The organism is Micromonospora sp. BRA006-A (genome assembly GCF_033433935.1).
Classification (GTDB): domain Bacteria; phylum Actinomycetota; class Actinomycetes; order Mycobacteriales; family Micromonosporaceae; genus Micromonospora; species Micromonospora aurantiaca.
The window spans coordinates 712,312-738,430 of the sequence record NZ_JANCLW010000001.1 but is presented as its reverse complement, the minus strand read 5'-3'; the positions used below and the strand labels follow the sequence as shown (position 1 = coordinate 738,430).

Below are 26,119 nucleotides of genomic sequence, written 5' to 3'. Positions count from 1 at the left end.
GAAGTTATGTCCACAACGTACAGACGATCACGCGGTGGCCGCCTCGCGTCCACCCCGGTTCACCAGCAAGATCTCAAACGGCGGCTGCCGTACTAGGGTCCGTCGGCGTTCTTGACCGTCAGCTTGAGCGTCTCGGGGGCGGCAAGGTGCGGTCCTGGGTACAGGATCCGACGGTAGGTGAGATACATCTCGAAGTCCCAGTCATCGTCTTGGGAATTGGTGTGCTTGAAGAGGCAGGGCCACTGATGGGCGGTGTTGAATTCCTCTGCGGCGGGCCACCAGAATCCGCCGTCCTCCTCCTGCCACTCGTTCATGCAGTCTTCGTATACAACGATTTCGGTGCCCACGATGCGCCCGAACATTCTGGCGTCTTCGACGTAGATGCCCTGGAACTTGCTCTGGTCGAAGGCGGTGAGAGTACGCAGGCCGAATCCGCCACTGAAATACATCGCCGGGAACCCCGGCGGATTTAGCTTCGTCTTGCAGCCATCAATGAATACCTGGAGATCGCTGCCGCTGACCGCTTGGAAGCATTTCTGAACGTTCGGCAAGGGCGGGGGGTGGATCGCCCCGAACATGTCGGGCGCGTCAGGGGCCGCCATCACCTGCGTTGAGCCCGCGAGCATCGAAACGGCCAGCATGGAAGCGATAGCGAGAATCAGTCGCTTCATTTTCTTCCCTCGGATAGACCTTGAACGTCGCAGGGCATGCTACTGCTGCGCGTGGGTCCCCCGTGTCAGTCGTTTCCCTCAATCTCGACCGTCGGCCTCCCCCGCATTGGGTGCATTGCCGGATACCTCGCGCTACGCCGAGGCGCGAGAATGCGCGGGTACCCGCACTCCCGGGGGCGCTTCCACAGGTCTGCTCGATCGTCAGAGGTGTTCGCACGCGCGCCAGAAGTTTTCTGCGGTCAGAGCGTTACCCGGCGTGGGTGTGATTCGCCGGTGTCAACGGGCGCACCCCGGCAGGGGCACTGCCCGACAGAACCCCCCGAGGCGAGTTGGCAGGCACTACATCCTCGACCTCATCTTGCTGAATAAGGTCATGACGAGACGATCGGAAGGAATGCAGAAGGTGCTAGGCAGAGCCCGCAACCAGGGCGCGATGAGACGGCTTAAACATCGGCCCGCGCCAACGGCGAGTCGGCGGTTAATACTGCCGCTGCTTGGATTTGTGATGCTGATGAGCAGTGCCAGCGTTGTTCATCCGCCACAGTCGGTGAGTGACGTTGCAATGGCTGCTCAGATACCCGATGAGGCGACTGGGTCGACAGTGCCCACCGATGGCGGGTCGCTACCTGCGGGCGGTGCCCTGGATGCCGTTTCGGCACCGCTAGCAGGGCAGACGGGCAGGGATCTCGTGGTGGCACGAACCAGCGACAATCGGCTGCTCTTTACGACCGGCGGCAAGGGGGGATGGGATTCCGCGGGGTGGAGGGAGATTCCCGGGAACGTGCTTACCGGTTATCGACCCGCGTTGCGGTCATTGTCGGGAACGGGGTTGGGCGATAAGGTTCTGCTGGCTGCCGTCGACCCGTCAGGCAAACTGAGGACCATTCAGTATCAGCCCTCATCCGGCTCCTTCTCGACCTGGTCGGAACCTAGCAACCCGGCGAAACTCAAATTCACCCACGGCCCGGCAATCGCCTCCGACAGCACGTCGTACACTATCGTTGCGAACGATGCCTCGTTAGGCATCCAGGCAATGCGGCAGAGCTCCAGCGGTGCGCAGAGTTACCCGTGGAAGCAGTTCGCCCCGAGTAGTTTCGGCGGCCAGTTCGACCTTTCGGCGGAATTCTTCCATGGGGTCGTCAGGGTCTTTCGAATGACTTATCTGAACGATACCGGTTTCCTCGAGTACAGTGACCTCGACCAGTCGTCACCCGCGAGCTGGCGGTACGTCCCCGGCAACAGTGATGCGAGAACGGCTCCATCTGTTGCTCTTGCCGGCCCTGACACCCTCACCCTCGTGTCGACTCAGCTCACTCCGGAGGGTGAGGAGCCCTACTACGTGAACATGGGCGCGTCGGGAGTGTGGGGCAACTGGCACAGGGTCGCGAAGAACCAACTCGATTCGTCGTTTCCATCCGTGTCGTCGTCGAACGTGTCACCCAACACCCATGTCTACGTGATCGGCATGGATGGCGCAGTGGGGGTCACGGCGATGAAGCCGGCTGCCGGCGCAGACAGCCTCACCGCCGCCGAGGGATACTCCGACAGTTTCGTGACCGTCCCCGGCAGTGTGCCGTCGACGTACTTCCGACCCACCCCGTCGGGACCGGACTGGGTAGCCAGCCTGCCCGCCGGTACCGGCCTGAACGAGGGCTCCTGGGAAACCCAGGCGGGCAGCGCGGGCGTATCGGCAGCCCCGATCGGTTCGGGGAGCAGCCTCCTGATCGCCCGCCGGCGAACAGACGGCAGACTTTACGCCACCCTGGGGGACTCGACGACGACCTGGCCGACCTTCGGATGGGCACCGGTGCCGGGCAAGCTCGGCGGCTCCGCCGCAGCTCCGGCCACAACGCCGTATCCGCCGTCCGCGGTCCGCTACGCGAACGATGTGTACGTCACCGTCGTCGGCCCGGACCACAAGCTGTACTTCCAGGTTTACAACCTTCCCAGCCGCACCTGGAAGGCGGACTGGAAGGAGATCGTCGCGGGAGAAGCCGGCGGTCAGGGGCTTTTCTACAGCGGTCCCTCAATGGTGGTGTGGAACGGCACGGTTCACATCGTGGCCGCCGGAGCCGACCACAGTCTGATCTGGAAGAACCCGGTCATCGGTGCTTCGGGTGACCTCGTCAACCGCACCGAGGTGATCCATCTTCCTGGGTTCAACACGACGAGGGCTCCGGGGCTGGCGGTCTTCGAGAACCGCCTCGTGGTCGTCGCGCAGAATCACGGCAACAACCTCACGCATTACTACGTCCGGGATTCCTTCGGCGGCTCCGCGAACTGGCGCGTCGTGCCCGGAACCAACTTCGTACTCGAAGACGCCCCTTCCCTGGCGCTGAGCACCGCCAGTGACGGCAGGGCTGTCTTGCACATGATGTTCCGCAGTTCGTCCCAGGACTCCGTTCGGTACATCACCGCCTCGTCACTGGAGATCGACTCTGCGACGTTCACGACCTCCGCTATGCGACTGCTGCCCGCAGCGAAGACCTCGCAGGAGCAGGTCACCACGGTGTCGGACGGCGGGTTGACGAAGCTGTTCGAGGTCAGCAGCCACGATCCCCAGAGACCACACGCGCTCTACGAGCTGGTGTACGAGACTGAACCCGCCAACGGCTACGGGATGGTCTGGAAAGACCGCTACGGCCTGTCGTATGTGCCGAAGAGCACGACCGAGGTCCCACTCGACGGCGACGGCAAGCCGATTCCCGCGCCGCCCGGCCCGGGTGATCCGTGGGTACCGCCGGCCCCGCCTCCCGTCAACTGGTTCGTCTTCTGTCTCAGCGGCCCTGCCGTACCGGATGGATACCTTCCGGCTCCGGACGTCGATCAGAGTGGCGCCTTGGCGCAGGCCCAGCAGTTCGCCAAGGAGCAGTACGGTCCCTCCGGCTGGACGCTGACCCCCGAGATCGCGCCGGTGGCTGGCAAGTGCCAGGATCAGACCTTCACGTTCTGCGCGTCCTGGTGGCGGATCCCACCCGCCCCGCCGCTTCCCAACGGCGCCGGAGGCTACTGGTGGCAGTACGCCAGCTTCCAGGCCAACACCCAGGCCGAGGCTCAGCAGAAGGCCCTGGCCTACTTCACGGATCCCGCGACCCACGTCGATCCGGCCTGGGACGGCTATGGGCCCGTTCCACCGGATTCGCTGGCACCTGGCCTCACGGCTGCCCAGTGCCAGGGTGGGCAGGGACTGTCTGCCGAGGCGAGAGCGGGCACGGCAGGCGGTCGGTAGCCGATCGGTGCCGCGGTGGGTCAACCTCTGACGTCACCGCGGCGCCGAAGCCGTGCCCGCCCTGATGCCTGCACTCGGGGCGGGCCTCCCGGCACCGAGGGGGCCGCAGGGCCGGGTAAGACGGTTGTCGACCAGTTCCGACCCCCGGATCTTGGCCTCACCCGGCGCGGCCCCACCTCGACGATCGCGCCGTCCCTACCGAAACTCGGGCAGCTCGTCGACCTCAAGCCGCGCGTACCGCCACCGGCATCAGTCGCGGCGGCGGGATGCCGGTCCGGGCCGACAGTCGCTGCGCGCTCGTGGTTGACCTGCACTACGCGCGCTTCCGGCTCGGCGCCCCGTCGGCTCGGCTGGGCGGTGTGTCTGCGGGAGATCACGGCCCTCCCTCCAACAGGACCGAGGGCCGGCCGGGAGCGATCGACGCTCTCGGCCGGCCCTCGCCGGACTCCTGTGCTCAGCCGGCTTCCCTGAGCATGGGGACGGAGACGTACTCCGTCGGGATGACCGTGATCGGGTCATCGAGTGGGTGGTCGCCCCGCCGGGCCGTGGCGCGGACGTAGCCCAGGTAGCGACCCTCATCCGCCTTCAAGGCCTCGATCTCGGGGGTGTTGTGCGGTGCCACTGCGTGCTGCCAGTCGAGCCAGCGCTGCCAGCCGTCGGGCATGGTGTCGGCTGAGGTCACCTCGACCAGCCCGGTCCGCTCCCAGTGCCTGCGCCACCACTGGGCGGAGTGCAGGCAGGCCAGGTTCGGCTCCCACCAGTTCCGCAGGTGCTCCGGGACCGCGCCGTCGATCTCCTGCACGAGACCGGCGCCGGCGATCCCGAGGGTGCCGCCCGGCTTCAGCAGACGCAGCAGGTAGCTGAGGTAGAGATCGTCCGTGCCGTAGTAGACGTAGGAGTCGATGCTCACCACCGCGTCGAAGAAGTCCCGGGCGAAGGGCAGCGCCCGAGCGTCGCAGTGCACCGGAAAGACCTGATCGTCGAGGCCGGCTTCGCGCACCCGCTGCTGCCGGTCGTCGGCACCGAACCACAGGTCAGCCGCCCAGACCTGCACGCCGAACTCCCGGGCGAGGAAGATCGAGGACGCGCCGCGACCGCAGCCCAGGTCGAGCACGCGCATTCCCGGTCGCAAGTCGACAACGTCGCTGAGCCACTCGGCCATCCAGAGAGAGTTCGCGCCCCCACTGACGCTGTTCGTCAGCCATTCCGGGTGGTAGCGGGAGGCTCGCGGGAACGACGCGTGCGTCAAAAGGTCTTTGTTGGTGCGATCGGTCATGTGTCCTCTTCGTTGCTCGTGGGAGATGTGAGATCCGGGGGGCGAGACCATGGTCCGCGACCGGACCGTTGAGGTCCGGTCGCGCCCACGCCGACTCCCCGAAGCGTACGTACGGGAGGTGATGCTCGGTTCTCACTTCGAGGTTTCTTGGTCGGCCCGCATTGGATGCCCTCCCGGACTTTTCGTCACGTCCGGGTAGGGCGGCGGCAGCAGAATCGCTCATTGGCGGCCCGCGCATTACCTGCCGATCCGGTCAGTGTTCACACTCCACGTCGATGCCAAGCCCGAAGGTCAGCTCGCCGACGTTAATTCCCACGTACTTCGAGGTACCGTGACTGCTCCAGATATTTCCGTGGGATAGGCTCAGGCCCTTGGTGAAAGAGAGTTCGATCTCCCCCAGACCAACCGGGGACCAGCCGTCGCTGCTCGTCCACTCGACGCCGCCCCCGAAGTGCCCCGCAGGCGGTTTGCCTCCCGGAGATCCCCAGCCCTTGGCTTCGGCAGAACCAGTGCCTGCCAGGAGGGTCCCCCAGTAGATCTGACTCTTGTCGTCCCAACCGACGAAGACGACTGCCTCCCCACCGTGCGGAGCAAGGCCGCCGTAGACGAACGCGGGAATGACGGGGTTGCTGCGGCCCCAGTCTCCGGGCGCGCCGCCGGCACCGTCCTCACCGCCGATGCCGTCGAAGCTGCCGGCACCGGCGGCGCCGGCGGTACCGCAGGTGCAGGTCTGTGAGCCGTCGTTGCTGCCCCTGACGGCGTCGGATTCGGCGCCGTTGCCTTCCGATGCGGTGGGGGTGACGACGTTGGCCTGCTTGGGCGTGGACGCCGGTGCCTGGTAGACGAAGCTGTCCCGGCACAGCGGCGCGCAGTCGGATTCGTCGTCTCCGCCGTCCCGGCAGACGTGTCCCCGGCAGTGGTCGGGGTCCGAACTTCCGGTGCCGGCGTGGGGATCGGGATCACCAGCCCCGGGAGCGGTTACGTCATCCTGCGGATCGTGGGCCGTGGGAGGGCCCCAGACGGTCACCGGGTCGGCGCAGAAGGCACCCGGCTCCTGGCAGGGGTCCGTCTCCGGGGCGGGTCCGCTGCCCCCGCACATCCACGGGTCCTGGGCACAGGTGGGCGTGGGGGTGACACAGTGGCTACCACCGTCGCACTCGATGTGGCCGGTGGGGTCGGTGTAGCGCAGCGGGTTACCGGACACGTAGGTGTAGCGGTTGTACGCCTGGGTCGCGTTCGCTCCGGTGACCACCGGATCGGGCGTGGTGAACCGGCCGAGGGTCGGGTCGTAGAGCCGGGCTCGCATGTTGACCAGGCCGAACTCGTCGTCCTCGTCGTGGCCGGTGAAGCCGTCGTCAAGCGTCCGGCTCTGCACGCCGGTGGAGTACTGGTCGTCGCCGTGGGTGAGGTCAGGGTTGCGCAGTTTGCCGAAGGCGTCGTAGCTGCGCGTCTCGACTACGGTGGCCTGGTGGCCGCTGTCGGAGGTGTGGCGGTCCTTCGTGATCAGTCTCGGCGACCCCAGGTGGTCGGTGTGCGGGTAGAGGGTTTCCTGCCTCGTGGCCACGACGTCGGCGGCCTCCCGGTAGATGAGGGTGGCCACGGTGCGACCGGCGGCGGACACGAGCAGCCGGTGCTCGGTGTTCGTACCGTTCTGGTGGCGCTCATACAGGCCGGGCAGGTAGCTGACGACCGTTGCCGGGCCCGCCTTGCGGATGCGGTCGCCGTTGCCGTCGTAGCGCAGGTCGGTGGCCGTGCCGCGCGAGGTGACGCGGGTGGGCAGGTCGATGTCGTTGTAGGCGATCGTGCCGTCCGGGCGGGCGGTCTGGTTCCCGACCGCGTCGTAGCCGTAGGCACGCGTGCCGAAGAGGCCGCCGGTGACCTTCGTGACCTGTGTGGGCTTCTTGGGGTCTCCGTAGGTGTAGTCGCCGCGCAGTTCGCTGGTGGTGAGGTTGCCGAGCTTGTCGTAGGTCCAGCTGTCGGTCTGGTAGACCGCGCCGGTGGTGGTGTTCGACGTCGTGGCGGTGCTCAGGTGATCGAGAGCGTCGTAGGTGAATTTCTCGGCCACGGCCTGCTGGCTGCGGCTCTTCAGGTTCCCCTCGTCGTCGTAGGTGTAGCCCTCGGAGAACAGGGTCGCGTTGGGGTTGACGTCGGAGGGGGCTGTCGCCGACGTGGTGGTGAGGAGTCGACCGGCCCAGTCGAACGTCTGGGTGGTGGCGACGCCGTCGCCGGATTCCTCGGCGGTGAGCCGGTCCTGGCCGTCGGTGCTCTTGGCGGTCCAGAGCAGTTCGGTCCCGACCCGAACGGTGGCCAGCCGGCCGTTGCTGCTCGCGGCGGGGCCGTAGACGTAGTCGACCTTGACACCTTCAGCCTGCCCGGCCAGCTTCGGGTACCGCACGCTGGTGAGCCGCCCGTACGAGTCGAAGCCGTAGCCGGCCGTGAGCGTCTCCGACGCGGTTTTCGTGCCACCGTCGGGCTGGGTCTGGCTCACCTGGCTGATCCGGCCGAACGGGTCGTAGGTGTAGTCGGTGCTCACCACTCCGGCGACCGCGTCGTTGGTCCGGTCGTCGAACGTGACCTGCATCAACGCGCCGAGGGTGGTGCGTCCCTGGGAGGTGTCCCAGGTGCGGGTCGTGGTGGAGGTGATGGTGCCGTTCCTGGTCGTGGTCCGGGCGGTCTCCCGACCGAGCACGTCGTAGGTGAACGTGGTGAGCCGGTTGTTCGCGTCGGTGGCGGAGGAGAGCTGTCCGAACGCGGTGTAGGTGTAGGTGGCCGTGCCGCGTTCGCCGTCGGTGCGGGAGAGCAGGGCGCCCTGGTCGTCGTAGGTGTAGCGGGACTCGCTCGCGGCGGTGGCGGTGTCACGGGTGCTGGTGAGGTTGCCGAACGGTCCGTACCCGTAGGTGCGGGTCGGTGGCGTGGCGGTGCCGTCCTCGTCGACCTGGCGCACGACTCGGCCGTCGTGGTCGAGCGTGGTGCGGTGCCGGTGGCCGCGGGTGTCGGTGTAGGTCGCGGTCAGCGCGTCGTAGGACCAGGTGCGCGCCGCGGTGGTGTCAGGTTCGCGGGCCTGGGTCATCCGGCCGGCGTCGTCGTAGTCGTAGGTGATCTTGTCGATCTGTGTCGCCGGGGTGCCCACGGGGTGGAGCGTGGTGCGGGAGGCGACCGGTCCTTCCGGCCGGTAGGTGGTCGTCTTCTCGCGCATGGTGGTGTCGAAGCCCTTGACCCGTTCGATCACCGGGCGGCCCAGCCGGTCGACGATGGCTCGGGTGACGGCGCCGGTGCCGTCGCGGTGCTCCACGCTCCGCAGGTACTCGCCGTTGATCTGCTCCTGGCCGTAGCTCCAGGTCTGCTCGGCGCCGGTCGGTGCTGTCGTCTTGACCAGCCGGCCCAGGGTGTCAAAGGTCAGGTCGGTACGAAGACCGTTGACATCGACGGTGACCTTCGGCACGGCGAGCACCGGGTCGAAACCGGTGTAGGAGGTCTGTCCCCGGCCGTTCTGGGCGGCGTGCGGGTATCCGAGGCCGTCGTAGGCGAAAGTGGCCTCGCGGGCCGCGCCGGTGCCGAGGTCGTAGTCGGTGCGTCGGATGATGTTGCCGGCGTCGTAGTCGAAGGCTGTCCGCAGTCGGCGGCCTGGCGCGGCGTCGCTGGCGTAGGAGGTCGCGGTGTCGAGTTTTCCGGTGTCCGCCTCGTAGGTGTACGCGGTGGTGCGGGTCTGCGCCGGGCCCCACGTTCCGGTGGACGGGTCGATGACCTGGCTGGTGGTGACCACCTTCTTCGGCCGTCTGATCAGCCAGTTCGCGGCATCGATGTCCGCTGTGCGGGTGACGGTGACCCGGTCGGCCTGCACCTTGTCGATCGAGACGGAGGTCGTCTGGGTGGTCGCGGGGTTGCCGTACGCGTCCATGCCGGTGACCACCGTGGTGGCCTTGGTGAAGGGTTGCTTGCCGAGTAGGTAGAAGTCCTCGGTGGTGATGGTGCCCAGGTTGGCGATCTTGGGGAACTCGTAGGTGTTGTGGGTGGAGGTGCCCACGTAGTCGAAGAACAGTTGGGAGCTGCTACCGGTCTTACGGGTGGCCCAGTTGTTGATGGTCTGTTCCAGGGACTGTCGGCCGCCGGGCAGGTTGCGGATCGTCCATCGCTGGTCCAGCCGGGGCGAGTTCCAGTGGATCGAGTTGCTGTAGAAGGACCGCTCGATGACGGTGCGGCTGGTGTCGCTGGTGGGGAAAGTAGTGATCTTTTGTTCGGCGAAGCCGGTGGTGGTGCGGCGGTACCGACTGGTTCGCCCATCGCTGTAGGAGTAGTTCGACACCATCTGGGTGTGGTTGTCCACACCAGCGTCGCGGCGCACCTGGGCGACCACGTAGGTGCTGCCGCCGGAGAGGCAGGCAAAACCGGTCAGGCGGGTGCAGGCTTGTTTGGCGTAGATGGCGGAGTCGGTCAGGGGGGCGTAGGTGAACTCGACCGTCGGTGGAAGCTGGGTCTGCGTCGGGTGCTGGTCGCCTTCGTAGATTCGCCACAGCAGGTCGTCGCGGTCGCCGCCGGCGCCGCCGGCGGTGCGGTGCAGGAACAGTTTCATCACCGGGGAGCCGGTGGTTCCCAGAGGTGGACGTTCCACCAGCAGGATGTCGGTGAGGCCGTCGCCGTTCGCGTCGATGGCGCGGGGGCCCTGCCGGTCGTAGTCGTTGGTGGACATGGCCGTGAACTCGACTGTTGTCTTCGTTCGGCTCATCACGACGGTGGCGGCGGCGAGCGTCCTGGCGCGGATGACGTCTAGGCCGGTGTACAGGGGTTGAAACTGGGCGCCGTCGGCGAGACGCGGGACGAGCAGGTCGCGGCGGCCGTCGCCGTCGTAGTCGACGACGGTGGCGTTCGCGAAGGCGTGTGCGGTCGCGGTCACGCCGGAGTTGGTCGGCTGGGTGAGTCCCCGACCCGTGTTGAGCCAGTAGTACAGGTCGGGCCCCTTCACGCCGTTGGCGTTGCCGTTGGTGACCAGGTCGATCAGGCCGTCACCGTTGAGGTCCAGCCACTGCTTGTCCATTTGCAGCACCTTGGACGTGATCGTCGTGTCGACCGTCGTGCCCTTGGCGACGTCCATGGCGATGAGGTGTCCGTCGTGGGAGAAGAGCAGCTTGTCGCGGCCGTCGCCGTCGATCGCCGCGACGGTGACGCTCGCCGGTTGCTCGGACTGCAGGGAGATGGGCTGCGGCGCGGTGAACGCCTTGTCGTCGGTGGGTGCGGTGTTGCCGATCTGCGGACCGACGGTGCCGGTGTTGCGGCGCCACGTCCAGGTCCACAGGTTGCTGCTGCCCTGGCGGGCGTATTCGATGACGTCCTGGTAGCCGTCGCCGTCGAAGTCGCCGGGCAGCGCGCCGGCGTCCGGGTCGTTGTGGTTGAGGCCTCCCGTGAACGGGGTGGAGACGACCGTCTGCCCCAGGGGTTGGGTCAGGAGGACCTTCCAGGTGGGGTCCTTCGGGAAGGCGCGGGGTAGCAGGTCCGTGCGGCCGTCCCCGTCGTAGTCCAGCGGCCATGCCGTGGCGCTGACGCCGGTGGGGTTCGCCGGCCCGGCCTTTTTGGCCGAGTAGACCTGGTTCGTGGAGGTGGCGTTGGCCATGACGTACTGCCAGTTGGTCGCCTCGGGCCAGGCGAGGTCGGTGCGGCCGTCGCGGTCGAAGTCGGCGGCGACGATCTGGCTTTCCGCGGTGGGCGGGACGAGCGCGGCGCCGAACGGGGTGGTCTGTTCGGCCCCCGGCAGAAAACCTTCCGCGCCTGGGGTCCACTGCAGGGTGGTGTCGCGCAGGCAGTCGGAGTCGGTGATGCCGCACTCCCGCACGCCGCTGAGCTTCGTGGCCTTGGAAACGCCGCCGTTGTCGTACGACATCGTGTATTTGCGGGCTCGTCGGCCGTCTTTGAGGCTCATGGTGACGGACTTCAGCCGCTTGGTGCTCTCTCGCGGCTGCCCCAGGAAGAATCCGAAGCTCGGGTCCGGTCGCGGCTCGTAGTCAAAGGAGATCACCCGGTCGAGCTTGTTGTTCCGGTTGTAGCCGTAGGAGATGGCGGTCACCCACCTCTCCACCTCGGAAGGGTTGGAGGAGGAGACGGTACGCCGGTCGTAGGTCACGTGGACGGCGTTACCGGAGCGGTCCTCGGCCCACCACTTCAGCCAGGCGGTGTTGAGCACCGTGGTGGAGGATGTTGGTCGCACCTGGGATCGGGTGTCCCCGTCGCCGTACTTCTCGACGGTGCCATCAGGCCACCAGACCATGAAGGAGGTGGGGCCGAGTTCCGAGGCCGGTGTTCCCGCCTCGCGGAACGACTTGACCCGGACGTTCATGTCCGGCACGGTCCGGTATTCGGCGCCGTCCGCACCGTAGGTGCCGCTGTAGGACACGAGACGCTGTCCGTTGAGGCAGAAGGCATCGCTGCCTGCTTGGACGCCCTGTGCGAGTTGGTCGACGGCGATGGTCTTCGGGCATAGGGAAATCTGGGAGAGCCCGCTGAGGCTGAAGCCGACGCCGAGTTGCCCGTCGGTGGCCTGGCTGGAGTATTCGAGCGACAGCTTCGGCTGGAATCCGCCCCGGCCGGGGATGACCTTGAGCGGGATCTCGTACTGGGCGACGCCAGTGGCGCTGACCGCGGCATTGCCTCCGATGCCTCCGACTCCGCCGCTTCCGGCGGGGACCGTCGGTGTCGGGTTGTCCACCTTGGTGGGATCGCTTGTCGGTAGCGGCAGCCCGGCGTATGCACCAGCCGGTACGGCCACCGCGACGGTGGTCGTAGCCGCGACGACGCTCAGCATCCGGCGCGCACGCGCCAGCCCGCGTCGTCTCGCAAACAGTTTCACGATGTCCTCTTCCCTGATGCGGCCCGCCGACAGGGGCAAGCTGAGCCGTGGAATGCGCTTCCAGGTTGTTGGGATCCGCCTTTAGCGTCTATCCGGGCGATCCCTCAACTCACCTGCGGACCAGTCGATCGCGCAGCCGAGCAGCCCGTGGCCAGCGTCGAGTGCGTCGCCGTGCGGGATCCGTGGACATGGCGCGCCTGTCGCGGCCACGTGGCAACGGGGTGGCTACTGTCTCCGAGCGACCGTGGGCTTCTTGAAGACCGGCTTGCCGACGCGGGTGACCGTCGACCAGTTGTTGCCCAGTCCTTCGCCCCTGGCGTCACCCGTGCCGTGATCCTGGAAGTACCAGTAGAGCGGCCATCCGTTGTAGGTGACCTGCCGGTGACCGTCAGGTCTGGTCACGGTGCCGATGAGAGCGGAGTCGATTCCGAGTGCCGCAGTGGTCTTCTGACTGTCGACGAGCACCGGCGGCCAGGTGAGCGGGCAGTCGCCCGCGCAGTTCACCCGTGGAGGGTCATTGCCATCCTCTTCGAACCGGTAGCGGTCCTGCCGTTGACGGTGACGATGTCGAAGGTGCCACCCGGAATGTCGGTCAGTCCGGTGTCGGCCTTCGGGAACGTATGCTGGCTCAGCGCCAGCGTCGCCGGGCCGACCGTCAGCACGGGTGAGGGGATCCTGGGTGCGGCGGATCGCCCTTCGGCAGGCGGGCGACTCGCGGACGCACTCGGCGGCACCGCGGGAGCGGTCGTGCCGCACGCGGTGAGGCCCGCGCTGATGACTGCGGCGGTCACCAGGGCCCGCAAGCGGTGGGACTGTCTCATCGTCCGTCTCTTTCTCGACGAGCTCCCGGCGGCGGAGTCCGTCGCCCCGCCGCCGGAAGCTGACTGCCGATCCTTCAGGGTGTCGTGGGCGCCGTGGGTGTCAGTTGTCGACCCGGTCGACGTACCACGCCTGCGAGTTCGGCACCCCGATCGGCCGGTCGACGTAGGAGCGCTGCACCAGGGACTTGCCGGCATCCTGGTTGAGGGTGTCGATGACCAGGCCGCTGCCGATATTGCGCAGCGCCTTGACCCGAGGGGTCTCGTGATGCGGGGTGAGGACCGTCCACGCCTGGCTGACGGTAGCGTCGAAGGGCCGCAGAACGATCCGGGCGTAGGGGGTGGTCGAGTCTCCCTCGACGTCGAGGCAGCTGAACCGGAGGAAGCCCGTGCTGACGCTGTCGCTGCAGATGGCATAGCCGAACTTGCCCGGTGCCGGGGAGAACCCGAAGGCGACGAAGGTCTGGTTGGGCGGCGCGTCGTGGTGGTTGCCGATCGTGCTGTCCACCCCGACCACCACCTTGGCGTGCAGGTTGCCGAAGATGTCGGGCCCCGCCTGCATCTGCGGGGCCAGGGGGTTGGCGGCGCCCGATCCGAGGGAGAACGGGTAGAGCGGGAGGTCCGGCTCAGCCGCGGACGCGGCCGGGCAGCTCATGGCCACGCCGATCGTGGCGGTCGCGGTAGCCAGCACGCCAAGGCGCTTGAGAATAGATCGCATCTGTCAGTCTTCCTCGCTGTTCTGATGAGCGGCTGGGGCGCCGTCGTGTCGTCCCCGCCTTCAGTACGTTCGCCGGAGCAGCATGGATCGCGGTCCCCCAAGAGCCCAGTGGGAGAAGGGCACCCGGCCTGTGGTGTGGCAGGTCGGGTGCCCTTCGGATAACGGCCGGTTAGGACTGCGGCCCGCTAGGCGGTGCCGGGGACGGGGCGACGCCGAACTGGCGCAGGACGGCGAGCTCGTCGCGCACGCCCCAGTGCTCCTGCAGGAGTCCGTCCTTCTCGCGGTACATGTGCATGGTGGGCATGGTGTAGGGCTTGCCGGTCGGCGGTACGCCGTACTGCTCCGTGTCGTGCACGCCGTGGGCGGTGGCACGGATGGCGACCTTGTCGCCGACGCTGATGATGTCGTGCAGCTCGTAGCGAATTCGCAGCGTCTGCGTGACGAAGGTCATGATCTGGACGTAGCCGGCCCGCCCCTGCGGCGCTCCGGGGGGTGCCCCGTGGTCGACGAAGTCCTCGGCGACGAGGGGGCCGATCTTGTCGATCTCACCGGAGTTGAGGGCGTCGAGCACACTTCGTGCCAGGGATTCGGCGGTGTTCATGGGTTGTCCTCCTGAGACGGTTTCCAGCGTGATCCGGGACGTCCGGGCTGGGGCTGTGTTTGCGGCGGTGTCAGGCCCGGGTGGCGCTGATGAGCCAGCACGCCGACTCGAAGAGCACGCCGTCATCGGCGGTTTGGTGATCTCGCATGACGGCACGCAGGTTGTCGAGTGCGGCGTTTCGTTGGGTCGGGTCCAGGCCGTCGAGCATCCAGGCCGCCAGCCCGGACATCAGGTCGTGGGCGTCGTCGGCGGTGTCACCGAGCCACATGGGGTGCCGCACGTCGGCGATGTCGATCGCGGTGAAGCCGCTGCGGCTGAGCAACTCGTGCGTTCGGCGGGGGTCGCTCATGGAGAAGGGGCCGGGCTGTTCGACCGGCGGAGCGGGCATGTGTCGACCCGCTGCCAGGGCGTTCATCACCGCGGCGAGCCACTCGTTACGGGACAGGTCCTGCCAGACCAGCAGGGTGAGTTGCCCTTGCGGGCGCAGGGCACGGGCGAGGTTGGCGAACGCCTCGGCCGGGTCCCCGAAGAACATGCTGCCGGTGCGGCTGACGACGATGTCGTAGCGGCCCGCGCCAAAGGGATGCACCTGGGCGTCGGCCTGGGTGAAGGTGGTGTTGCGCAGGCCTTCCTCGTCGGCTCGCCGACGTGCGACGTCGATCATGCGGATCGACAGGTCCACTCCGTGCGCCATGCCGGCCGGGGCGAGGCGTGCCGCGGCGCGGGTGATGTCGCCCGTTCCGCAGCCGACATCAAGGACGCGTGACGTGTCGTCGATGCGGGCTGCGCCGAGGAGTTCGGTGTTGTATCGGGCGGGCGCACGTTCGAACTGCGCGGCGTGGGTAGCCCAGTAGGCGCCTTCGGCGCCGTCCCAGGCCCGGGCCTGGCTCGCGTTGGACGGGTCGATGGGAAAGTGGTCGGTATCACGCATCGCAGATCCTTCGAGGGTGGGCCGTCGGGTGGGGCTGCTCCCTTTTCCAGGCAGAGCCGACTACCCGCTGTCACCGTTGTCACGCAGGTGCTCGAGCATCTTCGCCAGGTGACGTTGGGCGCGGAACGTGCGGCTCTTGACGGTGCCGAGAGCGATCCCGAGCGCGGCGGAAATCTCACTCTGCGTCATGCCCTGGAAGTAGGCCAGTTGCAGCATCTGACGCTCGTCGGCGGGCAGCCGCTCAAGGGCGTCGCGTACCTGCCATACCCGCCAGGTCGCGTCCAACGAAGGTCCGTCGGTGGCCAGTTCACCGCCGTTGGACCAACTCTCGTCGAAGGGCAGGTCCGAGGAGATGCGCCGTCGTCGCCGGTAGATGTCGACAGCGGCGCGGCGGGTGATGGCGTACAGCCACGGCTGCATGCCGCGCGACGCGTCGAAGTGCCGCGCGGCTCGCCATGCTTGCACGAACGCCTGCTGTACGGCGTCGGCGGCGAGGTCGCGGTTGCCGAGCAGGTTGAACGCGGTGGCGAACATGGGGCCGGAGTACCGCTGGTACATCTCGGACAGGGCGTGTTCGTCGCCGGCTCGGAATCGTTGTTCCAGGGTGAGTTCGGGGTCCGAAGTTCTGGACATCACACATACGGCCTGGGCTGGTTCGGCCGCGGGCCGCCCTCGGGTAGTAGGTATCGACTGCCTCACCTTGGAGCAGGGTGCTTGCTGCTCTCTTTCAGCCCGCTTTCGTGGCTGGAAGCGGTGGGGTATGCAGGTCACACAGCTTCGGATGGTGGCCGCCGGGTGCAGCAGGCTGACGGGGTGATCGCCGTCGGCGATCACCCCGTCGGGTTGTCGGTTGTTGGACGACGGCGTCGTCGGTGTGTGGTTACTGCTGCACGACGTTGACGAACGTGCTGCCGAAGGTCTGCACGCCGTTCTGGGAGCTGAAGCGGTGCAGTTGCACGCTGCTGCCGATGCTGGTGAGGATGAGCTGGTTCAGCCGATTGCGGTACGTGCTCTGATTGCCGGCGGCGGCGAAGAGGTTGTCCCACCGCTGGCTGAAGGTGCCGTCACACGGGGCGAGGACAACCTTCGCGCCGATCCCGCTCGCACCGGCGCGCTGGGCGGAGAACTCAACGTCGGCGCACTTGCCGGTCTGCTTGTTGACCAGTGAGATCGACTGGTCGGGACCGGTCAGAAGCGCGCGCTTCTCCGCCCACGCCTGCTTCGCGGGGGTGTCGGGCACGCCGCAGGTCGCGCAGATCGCCACGCCGTCGAAGCGGGAAACGAACGTCAGCGGGGAGTTCGCCTTCGTCGAGGTGATGGCGAGTTGAGTCCCGGCCTGCCGGTTCTCGACCGTGCGGAAGAACGTCGCCGATGCTGACGCACTCGTGGAAAGAGGCCCGGTGATCAGCGTGGCGACCGCCGCGGCGGCGAAGACGAGACCGGGCGTGCGCCGGCGGTTGAGCAGTGCCATGGTGGATTCTCCAAGGATGGACGGGCTGACTCCGCCCAGCAGTACGCCCCAGCCGTCGCGGATGGTTCCCGCTTGTGGTCAGGCTCGTCCGCGGTTGACCACGGCCCAGGTGCTGCGGCGAGACGGTTCGGCCGTGGAGATGACGGGCCGCTGGTTGCTCGGCGTGGGGGCCAGGTGCCGCGGTGCTGGTTGGCGGGGCGCCGGCATGCGTACGGCCTCGCCGCCTGTCAGGTCTTCCGCCCAGCCGGCCAACGTCCGGGCATGCCGGGCACGGAGGTGATCGGATTCGCCGGCCTCGTCGAGCCGTTCCCCGGCGAAGCTGCGCACGGTGTGGAGCAGGGCGTGACCCCGTCCGCCGGGTGCTGGCTCCGGACGCCGCCCGACCAGGGACTTCTCCACGAGCGAGGCGAGGACCGCCGGTACGCGCTGGGGCGGCAGGTCAGCGTCGGCGCACACCTGCGCCGCCCAGGGAACGGAGAACCATCCGGCGAACACGGCGAGCCTGCGCAGGACGCGTTGCTCGTCGACGCTGAGCCGGTCGTAGGACCAGGCGAGCGCGGAGCGTAGGCTGCGGTGACTCTGGCGGTCGGAGCGGCGGCCGCTGGCCAGCCAGAGCAGATCGGCGCAGCCGACGGTCGAGGCGAGCCCTAGTGTCGCGGTGTTCGCGGCGGCCAGTTCGAGCGCAAGGGGCAGCCCGTCCAGCCGTTGGCAGAGACGCGTGACGCTGCGGATGACCCCGGGGTTGAGATCGTCAAGAGGATGGCCGGCCGCCGCGACCCGGTCCAGGAAGAGCCGGATCGCCGGGCTGTTCGGGCCGAGGCCGGTGTCCAGTGGCGCGACGACGAGGACGTGCTCGCCCTCGACGGCCAACCGTTCTCGGCTGGTCGCCACGATGCGCACAGCCGGGCAGGTTCGTTGCACGGCGGCGAGCAGCCCGGCGACCTGATCGACGAGGTGCTCGCAGTTGTCCACCACAACTGTGAGGTTCTGGTCGGCCATGGCTTTGAGCACGGTTTCGGTGGTCACCTCACCTCGGTCTGCCGGGGGGCAGCCGATCGCGTCCAGGACCGCGTGGGGGATGTCGACGCCGTTGCGGGCGCCGGTCAGGTTGACCCACGCTACCTTTCCTCGCGCCGTCGCGGTCTGGGCCCATTCCTGGGCGAGGCGGGTCTTGCCGACCCCGGGCGGGCCGACAAGTGTCACCATCCGGGAGGCGGCGACCGCGCGATCGAGAGCGTCGAGGTCGTTCTGGCGCCCGACGCAGGTGTTCAGCGGCGCGGGGACATCGGGGATGCGCGCTTGCCGGAGTGTCGGTCCTCCTGTGATCGCGACGGAGGGGGCTTCCTCCTGCCGCAGCACGGACAGGTGTACGGCCCTGGTCCCGGGCGAGGGTTCACTGCCGAGTTCCTCGGCCAGCAGGTGGCGCAGTCGCTGGTAGATCGACAGGGCTTCACTGCGGCGGCCGGCCAGGGTCAGTGCTCGCATCGCCAGCCCATACGGGCCCTCTCGCAGCGGCTCGGCGCTGATGAGGGCTTCGGCTTCCGCCACCGCGCGGGTGGTTTCGCCGAGGGCGAGCAGCGCCTCGAGCCGTTCCTCCCGCGCACCGTCCCGCATGTGGTGCAGTCGCACCGCCTCGGGTTGGGCGAAGGTGTCGGCGAACTCGGCGTACGCGCGACCGCGCCAGCGGGAAAGGGCGTCGTCGTAGACGGTGAGCGCGTCGCGCGGGTTCCAGCGCAGGAGTTCCCGGCCCTCCCGCACGCGGCTTTCGAACAGGTGGGAGTCGATCTGCTCCGGTGGGATGTCCAGGCGGTAGCCGGCGCTGACCGTGATCAGGTGTGCTCCCAGCGGTCCCAGCAGGGCTCGTAGCCGGTGGACCTGGACCTGAAGGCTGGCACGTGCGTCGCGGGGCCGCACCCGGTCGCCCCAGGCGTCCTCGACGAGGGTGTCGGCGGCCACCGCTATACCCCGGTCGAGCACCAAGCGTGCCAGCAGTGCCCGCTGACGCGGACTGAGGATGACGACCCGCGCGTCGGACACGCGGGCTTCGATCGGGCCGAGCACTGCGATCTGGTCCATGGGGCACTCACCTGTCGCGATAGCGCATCCACTGATAGATGTGAGGCTGTCCGGTGTTGAGCACGCGTTCGTCGTCGGCTCCCTCGCGTACGAATCCCGCGCTGCGGTAGCAGTCGATGGCGGGCGTGTTGTCGGGCATGACGCGCAGCGTGATGTGGTGCAGTCCGCGCTCGCGGGCGGCTCGGACGAGTTCCCGGGCCAGGCGGCGGCCCAGTCCTCGTCGGCGTTGTTGAGGCGCCACGAGGACGTGCGCCAGTTCCGCCTCGTCGTCGTCGCGTTCCACCCACAGCTCCCCGTAGCCCACGGGCAGGTCGCCGCGGTGCAGTAGGTAGGGGAATACGTCCGGGTCGGCATGCCAGCGAGCGATCAGCGCCTGCGCCTCGTGAATGTCAGGGGCGAGCCACCCCCGGGAGTAGTGCGAGGCCCGTGCCCAGGTGGCGATGTGCTCGGCGGCCGAGGGGTGATAGGGCGACAGCCGGATCGATGGGTCGGTGTCGCCTCGTCCCAGGTCAGTCATCGTCGCCGGGTGCCGTGAGCACGAGGGCCCGCACGGAGGCTTCGAGCCAGGTGGTGTACCTGTCGTCGTCGTAGCCCTGGCGGTCGAGCAGGAAACGCACTTCGGGGGAGTTGAGCGTCCACAGCGTGATCGCATGCTCCTCGACGTCGGCGTGCGGACGAAGCCAGCCGAGGTTGTGCCAGAACTCGGCGACGAGGCGGGCCCCGGTCAGGCGTTCTGCCTCCGTCACTGCGATCAACTCGCGGATCGCGGCGTCTTCGCGGGCGGACATCAATGCGCCGAGCAGCGGCTTGATCCGGGCACCGATCGCCACCGTCATCCGAGCCCACGCCGCCGCCGCGGCTGCCGTGTCACCGGCGGCCCGTAGGGCGTTGCCGTGCTGTCGTTGGGCGACCGGCACCGGTGAGTCGTCCCCGGCGATGGTCACGTCATAGACGGCCTTGAGCAGGCCCGCCTTCCCGCCGAAGCTCTTGTACAGCGTTTCCTGAGACACTCCGGCGGCCTGCGCGACCGCACGGAGGGTGGTGCCGGCGTAGCCGTTGTCGAGGAACGCGTCGTGCGCCACTGCGAGGATGCGGTGGCGGTTAGCCTGGGCGGCCGCTTCGCGTCCGGTGTTGTCGTATCCCACCGTCTCTTCTTATCCTCTCGTTCCGCCGACCGGCGTGGGTGCCCCGGCGGTGCGGTCGTCGCTCAGTGTCAGGCCGGCGTCGCGCAGGATGAGGCCGGCGGTTAGCACGGGGATGCTGGCGAGGCCGCTGGCGGCCAGCCAGGCCGTGGGCCGGTTGGCACGATCGCGTATCGCCGCACTGCCGAGCAGAGCAGCGCCGATGCCGCGCAACGCGGCAGTGGGCAGATCGGCGGCACCGATGATCAGCGTTGGTGCCACGAGTGACGTCTCTCCATCAGGCGGCCTTTCTGGACTGCTCCCGTCGTGCCTTGGCGGTCGCCCGAGCGCAGCGGATGAGGTAGGCGGGGGTGGGCGGGATCCAGCGCAGTTGCTGGGCCTGGGCCAGATCGTCGCGGACCGCCCAGTGCTCGCCGATGAGTCCCTCGCGCAGTCGCAGGAAGTGCGCCTGACGAGTGGTGAAGCGGCGGCCGGTCGGGGCGAAGGCCCGCTCCACCGTGCCGTCGGCCGCGTAGGTGATCATGGTGCCGGTCTGACGTCCGGACATCGTCCCGTAGGTGACAGCCAGGTCGCCGTCGGTGACAACCCGCTCGATCTTGAAGGTCAGTTCACTGAAGGCTCCACGCAGCCACAGGGCGGTGGCGAAGAAGCCCTCCGGTCCGGGCTGGCGGCACTCCGGGGGCTCCGTGCGGGCTTCTCGGTTGACCGCACGCGCGTGGTAGACCTCGAAGAACTCGGAACGCGGAGCGGCGCCCATCATGAGCACCGACTGCGCGGCGAGGTCTGCCAGGCGAGTGGTGGGGGTGGTGGACATCAGCGGATCCTTTCCGTTACATGAGGCAGTAATGGAAAGGTACAGCAGGCTGTAATCAACTGCAAGGCTGCCCGGTAGTCGGTCTTGAGCTGCGCGAACTCGCTTTGCGGTCGGGCCGATCCTGATGAACGAATCAGTCGCGGCGACTGCGGCCGAGGGCGTCGAGTCGTCCCCAGCGACCAGGAATGTTCAGGAGTTCGACCCGACCCATTCCTTCGGGAATGTCGGGTTTGATGATCAGGTTCTCGCCGTTCGGCTCGAGGCCCAGTAGCACACGCAGGAACAGGGCAATGGCGCCGGAGGACCACGCCTGCGGGCTGCAGGCGGTCGGATACTCGACCGGGTACGTCGTTCTCGCGCGGTCGTGTCCGGCGAATGCCTCCGGCAGTCGGCCACCGAAGAACTCCGCCGCCTCGATCATGGACTTGCAGATGGTGGATGCCTCGCGGGTGAAGCCGTAGCGGCGCAGCCCCCACGCGATGATCGAGTTGTCGAAGGGCCAGACCGTCCCCACGTGGTAGCCGAGCGGGTTGTAGCGTCCCGCGTCGGTCGACAACGTTCGCACCCCCCAGCCGGAGAACAGGCGGGGGCTCATGAGCAGGTCGGCGACTCGGCGGGCACGCGAGCGCGGGACGATGCCGCTCCAGAGCAGGTGGCCGATGTTCGACGACAGCGCGTCCACCTGCCGACCCTCCTCGTCGAGGGCGAGGGCGTAGTAGCCGCGGTCGGTGACCCAGAAGTCGCGGTTGAAGCGGTGCTTGAGCTGTGCGGCCTCGCGCTCCAGCCGTGCCGCGTAGTCGGGATCGTTCCAGAAGTGGCGGGCGAGCCGGGCACCGCGGATCTTGGCGTCGTAGGCGTACCCCTGCAGTTCGCAGGTGGCCCGCGGGAATCCCGGCAGTCGTCCGTCGGCGTAGGAGATGGCGTCCCAGGAGTCCTTCCAGCACTGGTTCTCCAGCCCTTTGTCCGGGTTTCGGGTCTGGTACCAGATGTAGCCGTTGCCAAGCAGGTCGGCGTAGGTGTCGAGCCAGCTCAGCGCGGCTCGCGCCTCGAATTCGAACGCGCGTACCGTCGCGGCGTCGCCCGTCCACCGTTCGTATTCGTCGAGCAGGACGATGAACAGCGGGGTGGAGTCGGCCGAACCGTAGTACGGCGAGTGTGGTTGCTCCTCGAAGGCAGCCGACTCGCCGGTGCGTGCCTCGTGCAGGATCTTGCCGGGCTCCTCGTCGCGGAAGTCGTTGAGCCGGCTTCCCTGGGTACGGGCCAGAATGCCGACCGTCGGTGCGCTGAGCTGCGGGGCAACTGGCATGATCTGCAGGCAGGTGAAGATGCTGTCCCGGCCGAACAGTGCGACGAACCAGGGCAGCCCGGCCGCGACCAGGTCGGCGACCATGGTGATGGAGGTGTACCGCAGCGCCGCCAAGTCCACCAGGCTGCGCTGGTAGGCGTCCACGAGCGCGGGCGGGCTGCCGTCGCCCAGCTGTGGGGCGCCGTCGATCCACCGTTGCAGGTCCTCGCGTAGGCGGTCGACGGGGCGTGCGCGCGGCGCCTGGATCCGCTTTTGGAACTCGGGCCTGCGTGGGCCGAGGACGAGTTCGACGTGGAACTGGGTGTTCCATTCGCCGTGGGGTGGGACCCGGATGTCGAAGGTCATGCCGCGTTCGTCGACCTGCGCCGGCTCGCTGCTGGTGATGACCGTCTCGCGGTGGAAGGTGTCCCGCTGGTAGGCCAGCCGCAGGCAGCCGTCGTCAACGGTGGCTGTCATCTGGCCCTGGGGCTGCTGGGGGTTTTTGACGTCGAAGATGTCGGCGAAGTCGCTGCCCATCTCCATCCGCACCGTCAGATGCGCCTCCTCCTGGGTGTGGTTGAGGATGGCCAGGTCTTCGGTGAAGCTACCGCCGATCGTCCGGCGGCGGATGGCGGAGATCTTCGCGTCGATGTATTGCGTCGGCCGGCCGGGCACGACGAAAAAGCGGGCCATGAAATATTCCTGCTCGTCGACCGACAGCGCGTGTAGTCGCTCTCCGTCGAGGGTCAACTGCCAGGTCGACAGAAACCGTGTGTCGTTGGAGAACAAGCCCGACGGGTAGTCCGGTGCCGGGTCTATGTCGCCGTCGCGGCTGCTGACCAAGAAGGTGTTTCCGTCCAGAATGCTGACCAGTTCCACCGTGGCCTCCGGCTACGAGGAGGGTGCGTCCGTCAATGGGCGCCGATAGGCCGTGCGAGTGTCGATGACGCCGGGGGGCGACGGGAAGAACCGGCTGAACACGCGTAGCAGCTCAAGGTCGCCTGCGAAGGTGATCTCGTTGCGCAGGGCCGCCGACAGCGCGGAGGACTCTCCGCGGGTCAGCCGGTCGAACAGAGCCGCCGACAGCAACATCTCGGCGTCGACGTCGGTTTCGGCGCGGGTGACGGTCACCTCGGCTCCCCGCATGATCACTGTCCACCGTTCGGGGCCACGGTCGGTGGCCAGTTCGATTCGAACGGCGCCGTCGACACGCGGCGGGACATAGCGATCCGCGCGGCTCACGAGGCAGGCGAAGAACTGCCGTCGGCTCTCCTCGGACACGCCCGCTGGGTACCCCCTTCGCGCCCTACCATGCTGTCCCGCCGCTGATCATCTTGGCCATCCGGGCCGTTCAACCTGGTGTTGGTGGGGTAACCGCTGCGGAACATGCGGTGTGGTCCGCACTGTTCACGAACGGTGGAGGTCGATGGCGCAGGCATCGAAGGGATCGTTCGTCGGGTGGTGCGCCACGACTGCTCGCGATCGGGTGCAGCGGGTGCGGGTGGGAGCCATCCTCGCCGCGCAGGCCGGTCTGGCGGCTGTCCTCGCCTGGCTGCTCGCGCGGCTGGCACTCGACAATCCGGACCCGGTGTTCGCGCCTCTGGTGGCGGTCGGCACCCTGGCCGCTTCGGTCGGGCAGCGGGTGCGGCGCGTCGTGGAACTCGTGGTCGGCATCGCCGTGGGGATCCTTGTCGGTGACGTGTTGCTCTACTTCGTCGGAACAGGCCCTTGGCAGTTGGGAGTGGTGGTGTTCTTGGCGATCATGGCGGCGCTGGTCTTCGGCGGCAGTCCCAGCGTGGTGCTTCAAGCCGCCGCCACCGCCGTACTGATCGCGACACTGAGCCCCACGGTGCGAAACCTTGAGGTTCCTCGCTTCGTCGACGCCTTCGTCGGCGGCGGGTCGGCGCTCGTTGTGACGTCCGTGCTGCTGCCGCTGAACCCGCTGAGGGTGATCAACCGCGCGGCGCGCCCCGCGCTGGACATGCTGGCCGAGCAACTGCAGAGTACCTCCCGGGCGCTTGTCGACCGCGATCCTGGACACGCGGAGCTGGCGATGCGGCGACTACGCCGCAACAAGGCGGAGGTTCAGGCGCTCACCGATGCTGTCGAGGGCGCGCGCGAGGCCACCACCCTGTCGCCGTACTCGTGGCGCCGGCGGCGGGGCGTGCTCAGTCACTACGCCGCAGCGGCGGAACCCATCGACCGGGCCATGCGCAACACCGGAACTCTGATCCGCCGTTCCGTGACGATGATCGAGGATGCCGAACCGGTACCGGAGCCGCTACCCGATGCGGTGGCGCTCCTGGCCGAGGCGGTGCGTCTGCTGCGTCGTGAGTTCGCCGGCGGCCGCGATCCTGAGCACGCACGGATCCTCAGCCTGGAGGCGGTGCACCGCGCCGGTCAGGCGTACCGGCAGGGCGTGGGGTTCTCCGGCAGCGTCGTCGTCGCGCAGGTCCGCACGACCGCCAGTGACCTTCTGGTGGCCTCCGGTCTGCCCCAGAACGACGCGAACGCCATGGTCCGCGGAGCGTTCCCCGAATAGCGCACGGATCGTGTCTCCGGCAGCGGAGACAGGCATCCCGGACACCAAAGTCGCCGGTCAGGCGGTGACGACCATGTCGCCGACGAGCTTGATCGCTACCGGAGTCAGTGGTTGCGTTGCTGGCCCGGCCACCGGTTGGCCCGTGCCCGCGTCGAACCTGCTGCGGTGACAGGGGCATCGGATCAGCCCACCGACGACAGAGGTCACCTGGCAGCCCTGGTGACTGCAGACGGCGGTGAAGGCGACGATCCCGGCCGCCGAGCCCCGGGTGATCACGATATTGCGGTCTCGCAGTACCAACCCGCCTTCGACTGGGATATCGCTCAGTCGCGCGAGCGGCGCTGTGCCAGGCGAACTGTCACCGCCTCGCGGATCGGTCGGCGCGGAGGTGGCGCCGGCATCCGTCTCCGGCTGCGGCAGGCACGCGGCCAGCGTTCGTGCGCCAACGACCAGGCAGCCGAACTGCACCAAGCGGCGACGCGAACCGACGTGACCCGGCGCAGCCGTCGAGCCATGCTCTTGGTCCATCCCCCACTCCTGTTCGAATTCGGTCGTTCACCCCGCCGCGCGGCCGTGCCGACGGAGCGGGTCGATGCGTTCAGGTTTTCGGGCCGGCGCGACCAGCGGCGCGCCGGCATGGCTGCGCACGGCGGCGTGCGGTCGCAGCGACACCGGTCGGCGATCCCACAGCCGTCTCCGGGTCGGATCGTGCGGACGCTCAACCCCGGCGACCCGCTGGTCGGCGTAGCCGCACGACGGCCGGCAGTGGGCGCAGCGGGGAGGGCGACATCGGTGGCGTCACGTCCGGGTAGCGGGACCACCTCGCGCAGGCGCCGAACCGGTGGGCACCGCGTGCATGCCTCGCCTCTTCGACACACGCGTGGTGCTCGGCGCGCGCCTTCGAAGTCTCGGCGGCCAATGTCTCGGCGCTCACGCCCGTCAGTGTTCGAACAGCCTGTCGTGAGAGTGCGGCAGCTCGTGTCGTCAGTCTGTCGACGATCCGCGGACTGAGGGCCATCAGCCGGCTAGCGAGCCGGCCAGCAGCACCTGACCGGACGAAGCGGGACCGCGGCCCTCCTGCTGCAACGTCACCTTGATCGTCGGGTAGGCGCGCATGTCCACGCCGGACCAGAGCACCACCCCGTCGGAGCCCTTCCTCAGGTGGAAGGTGCCGATCGCCACCGAGCCACGATCGCCGGATACCCAGCCCTCGTAGTAGGTGCCGGCCGCCGCGGGCGGAAGCCCTGAGACGTCGATGCTGATCTTCACACCGGACGGGGTGTCCTCGACTCGCGCCTCACCGCGGCTCTGCTGCGCGAGGTCGGTGCCCACGAGGGCGACCTCGGTCGGCGGCGCGTCGGTCTGCGCCACGGTCACCGCGAGCGCGCCGCCGACACCGACCACCGCAGCGGCAGCCGCGGCCAACGCGAAGCGGTGCCGACGCAGCGCCGGCACGCTGCGCCGCGCCTGCCCGCGCCGCATGGGCGTGGGCTGATCGGACGTGCGAGCACCAGGCTGGGCCGCTGCGGCCCCGACGTCGGCAAGAATCCGGGTTGCGAGATCCGGTGGTACGGCCGCCCAGACCGCTTCCCGACGAAGTATCGCCGCGATGCCTCCGGACTCAAGCGGATCGAAGTCCGCCCCTTCGGGCAGCCGCCCTGGCTGCGCGCCGTCGCCGTCGCCGTCGTGGGTCACTTTGCTTCGCTCCTC

The 26,119-nt window shown here is 68.1% G+C and carries 21 protein-coding genes; 2 read left to right on the top strand and 19 right to left on the bottom strand.

Annotated features, from left to right (window positions below):
* Positions 1 to 92: 92 nt before the first annotated feature.
* Positions 93 to 671, bottom strand: a complete 579-nt coding sequence (locus tag NMK34_RS03635; protein WP_318332199.1) for a hypothetical protein — start codon at positions 669 to 671, stop codon at positions 93 to 95.
* 691 nt (positions 672 to 1,362) lie between these two features.
* On the opposite strand from NMK34_RS03635, the gene NMK34_RS03630 reads away from it, so the two are divergent.
* Positions 1,363 to 3,900: a hypothetical protein gene (locus tag NMK34_RS03630; RefSeq protein WP_318332198.1), complete on the top strand. Its 2,538-nt coding sequence runs from the start codon at positions 1,363 to 1,365 to the stop codon at positions 3,898 to 3,900.
* Positions 3,901 to 4,354: 454 nt separating this feature from the next.
* Here NMK34_RS03630 and NMK34_RS03625 read toward each other — a convergent pair whose 3' ends face one another.
* From NMK34_RS03625 to NMK34_RS03550, 16 genes are all read right to left on the bottom strand, one after another.
* Positions 4,355 to 5,176, bottom strand: coding sequence for an SAM-dependent methyltransferase (locus NMK34_RS03625; protein ID WP_318332197.1), 822 nt, complete (start codon positions 5,174 to 5,176; stop codon positions 4,355 to 4,357).
* Positions 5,177 to 5,429: 253 nt separating this feature from the next.
* The gene (locus NMK34_RS03620) at positions 5,430 to 12,011 is read right to left on the bottom strand and encodes an FG-GAP-like repeat-containing protein (protein WP_318332196.1); all 6,582 of its coding nucleotides are present in this window, start codon (positions 12,009 to 12,011) and stop codon (positions 5,430 to 5,432) included.
* A 225-nt stretch (positions 12,012 to 12,236) separates the two neighbouring features.
* On the bottom strand, positions 12,237 to 12,515 hold the full coding sequence (locus NMK34_RS03615) for a hypothetical protein (RefSeq protein WP_318332195.1): 279 nt from the start codon (positions 12,513 to 12,515) through the stop codon (positions 12,237 to 12,239).
* On the bottom strand, positions 12,512 to 12,673 hold the full coding sequence (locus NMK34_RS03610; protein ID WP_318332194.1) for a hypothetical protein: 162 nt from the start codon (positions 12,671 to 12,673) through the stop codon (positions 12,512 to 12,514). The genes NMK34_RS03615 and NMK34_RS03610 overlap by 4 nt, the downstream gene beginning before the upstream one ends.
* A 259-nt stretch (positions 12,674 to 12,932) precedes the next feature.
* Complete coding sequence (locus NMK34_RS03605) at positions 12,933 to 13,547, bottom strand: hypothetical protein (RefSeq protein WP_318332193.1); 615 nt, start codon at positions 13,545 to 13,547, stop codon at positions 12,933 to 12,935.
* Between the two features lie 169 nt (positions 13,548 to 13,716).
* A complete protein-coding gene (locus NMK34_RS03600; RefSeq protein ID WP_318332192.1) occupies positions 13,717 to 14,148 on the bottom strand; it encodes an ester cyclase in 432 nt (143 codons plus the stop codon).
* A 70-nt stretch (positions 14,149 to 14,218) separates the two neighbouring features.
* Positions 14,219 to 15,079 (bottom strand): class I SAM-dependent methyltransferase, encoded by an 861-nt coding sequence (locus tag NMK34_RS03595; protein WP_318332191.1) that lies wholly within the window; start codon positions 15,077 to 15,079, stop codon positions 14,219 to 14,221.
* A 60-nt stretch (positions 15,080 to 15,139) separates the two neighbouring features.
* A complete protein-coding gene (locus NMK34_RS03590; protein WP_318332190.1) occupies positions 15,140 to 15,712 on the bottom strand; it encodes a sigma-70 family RNA polymerase sigma factor in 573 nt (190 codons plus the stop codon).
* Positions 15,713 to 15,959: 247 nt separating this feature from the next.
* The gene (locus NMK34_RS03585; RefSeq protein WP_318332189.1) at positions 15,960 to 16,550 is read right to left on the bottom strand and encodes a hypothetical protein; all 591 of its coding nucleotides are present in this window, start codon (positions 16,548 to 16,550) and stop codon (positions 15,960 to 15,962) included.
* 78 nt (positions 16,551 to 16,628) lie between these two features.
* A complete protein-coding gene (locus NMK34_RS03580) occupies positions 16,629 to 18,626 on the bottom strand; it encodes an AfsR/SARP family transcriptional regulator (protein WP_318332188.1) in 1,998 nt (665 codons plus the stop codon).
* Positions 18,627 to 18,633: 7 nt separating this feature from the next.
* Positions 18,634 to 19,143 (bottom strand): GNAT family N-acetyltransferase, encoded by a 510-nt coding sequence (locus tag NMK34_RS03575; RefSeq protein WP_318332187.1) that lies wholly within the window; start codon positions 19,141 to 19,143, stop codon positions 18,634 to 18,636.
* Positions 19,136 to 19,771, bottom strand: a complete 636-nt coding sequence (locus tag NMK34_RS03570; protein ID WP_318332186.1) for a helix-turn-helix domain-containing protein — start codon at positions 19,769 to 19,771, stop codon at positions 19,136 to 19,138. Before NMK34_RS03570 ends, NMK34_RS03575 begins: the two co-directional genes overlap by 8 nt.
* Before the next feature lie 9 nt (positions 19,772 to 19,780).
* Positions 19,781 to 20,029 (bottom strand): hypothetical protein, encoded by a 249-nt coding sequence (locus NMK34_RS03565; protein WP_318332185.1) that lies wholly within the window; start codon positions 20,027 to 20,029, stop codon positions 19,781 to 19,783.
* 16 nt (positions 20,030 to 20,045) lie between these two features.
* Positions 20,046 to 20,582 carry an ester cyclase gene (locus NMK34_RS03560; RefSeq protein WP_318332184.1) on the bottom strand — a complete coding sequence of 179 codons (537 nt, stop codon included), beginning with the start codon at positions 20,580 to 20,582 and terminating at the stop codon, positions 20,046 to 20,048.
* 133 nt (positions 20,583 to 20,715) lie between these two features.
* A complete protein-coding gene (locus NMK34_RS03555; RefSeq protein ID WP_318332183.1) occupies positions 20,716 to 22,746 on the bottom strand; it encodes a glycogen debranching N-terminal domain-containing protein in 2,031 nt (676 codons plus the stop codon).
* A 12-nt stretch (positions 22,747 to 22,758) separates the two neighbouring features.
* A complete protein-coding gene (locus tag NMK34_RS03550) occupies positions 22,759 to 23,148 on the bottom strand; it encodes an SCP2 sterol-binding domain-containing protein (RefSeq protein WP_318332182.1) in 390 nt (129 codons plus the stop codon).
* 145 nt (positions 23,149 to 23,293) lie between these two features.
* On the opposite strand from NMK34_RS03550, the gene NMK34_RS03545 reads away from it, so the two are divergent.
* Complete coding sequence (locus NMK34_RS03545) at positions 23,294 to 24,409, top strand: FUSC family protein (protein ID WP_318332181.1); 1,116 nt, start codon at positions 23,294 to 23,296, stop codon at positions 24,407 to 24,409.
* 57 nt (positions 24,410 to 24,466) lie between these two features.
* Here the strand turns inward: NMK34_RS03545 and NMK34_RS03540 are convergent, their stop codons facing one another.
* Positions 24,467 to 24,937: a Rieske (2Fe-2S) protein gene (locus NMK34_RS03540; RefSeq protein WP_318332180.1), complete on the bottom strand. Its 471-nt coding sequence runs from the start codon at positions 24,935 to 24,937 to the stop codon at positions 24,467 to 24,469.
* Positions 24,938 to 25,426: 489 nt separating this feature from the next.
* Positions 25,427 to 26,104 (bottom strand): anti-sigma factor, encoded by a 678-nt coding sequence (locus tag NMK34_RS03535; RefSeq protein ID WP_318332179.1) that lies wholly within the window; start codon positions 26,102 to 26,104, stop codon positions 25,427 to 25,429.
* Positions 26,105 to 26,119 lie beyond the last annotated feature (15 nt).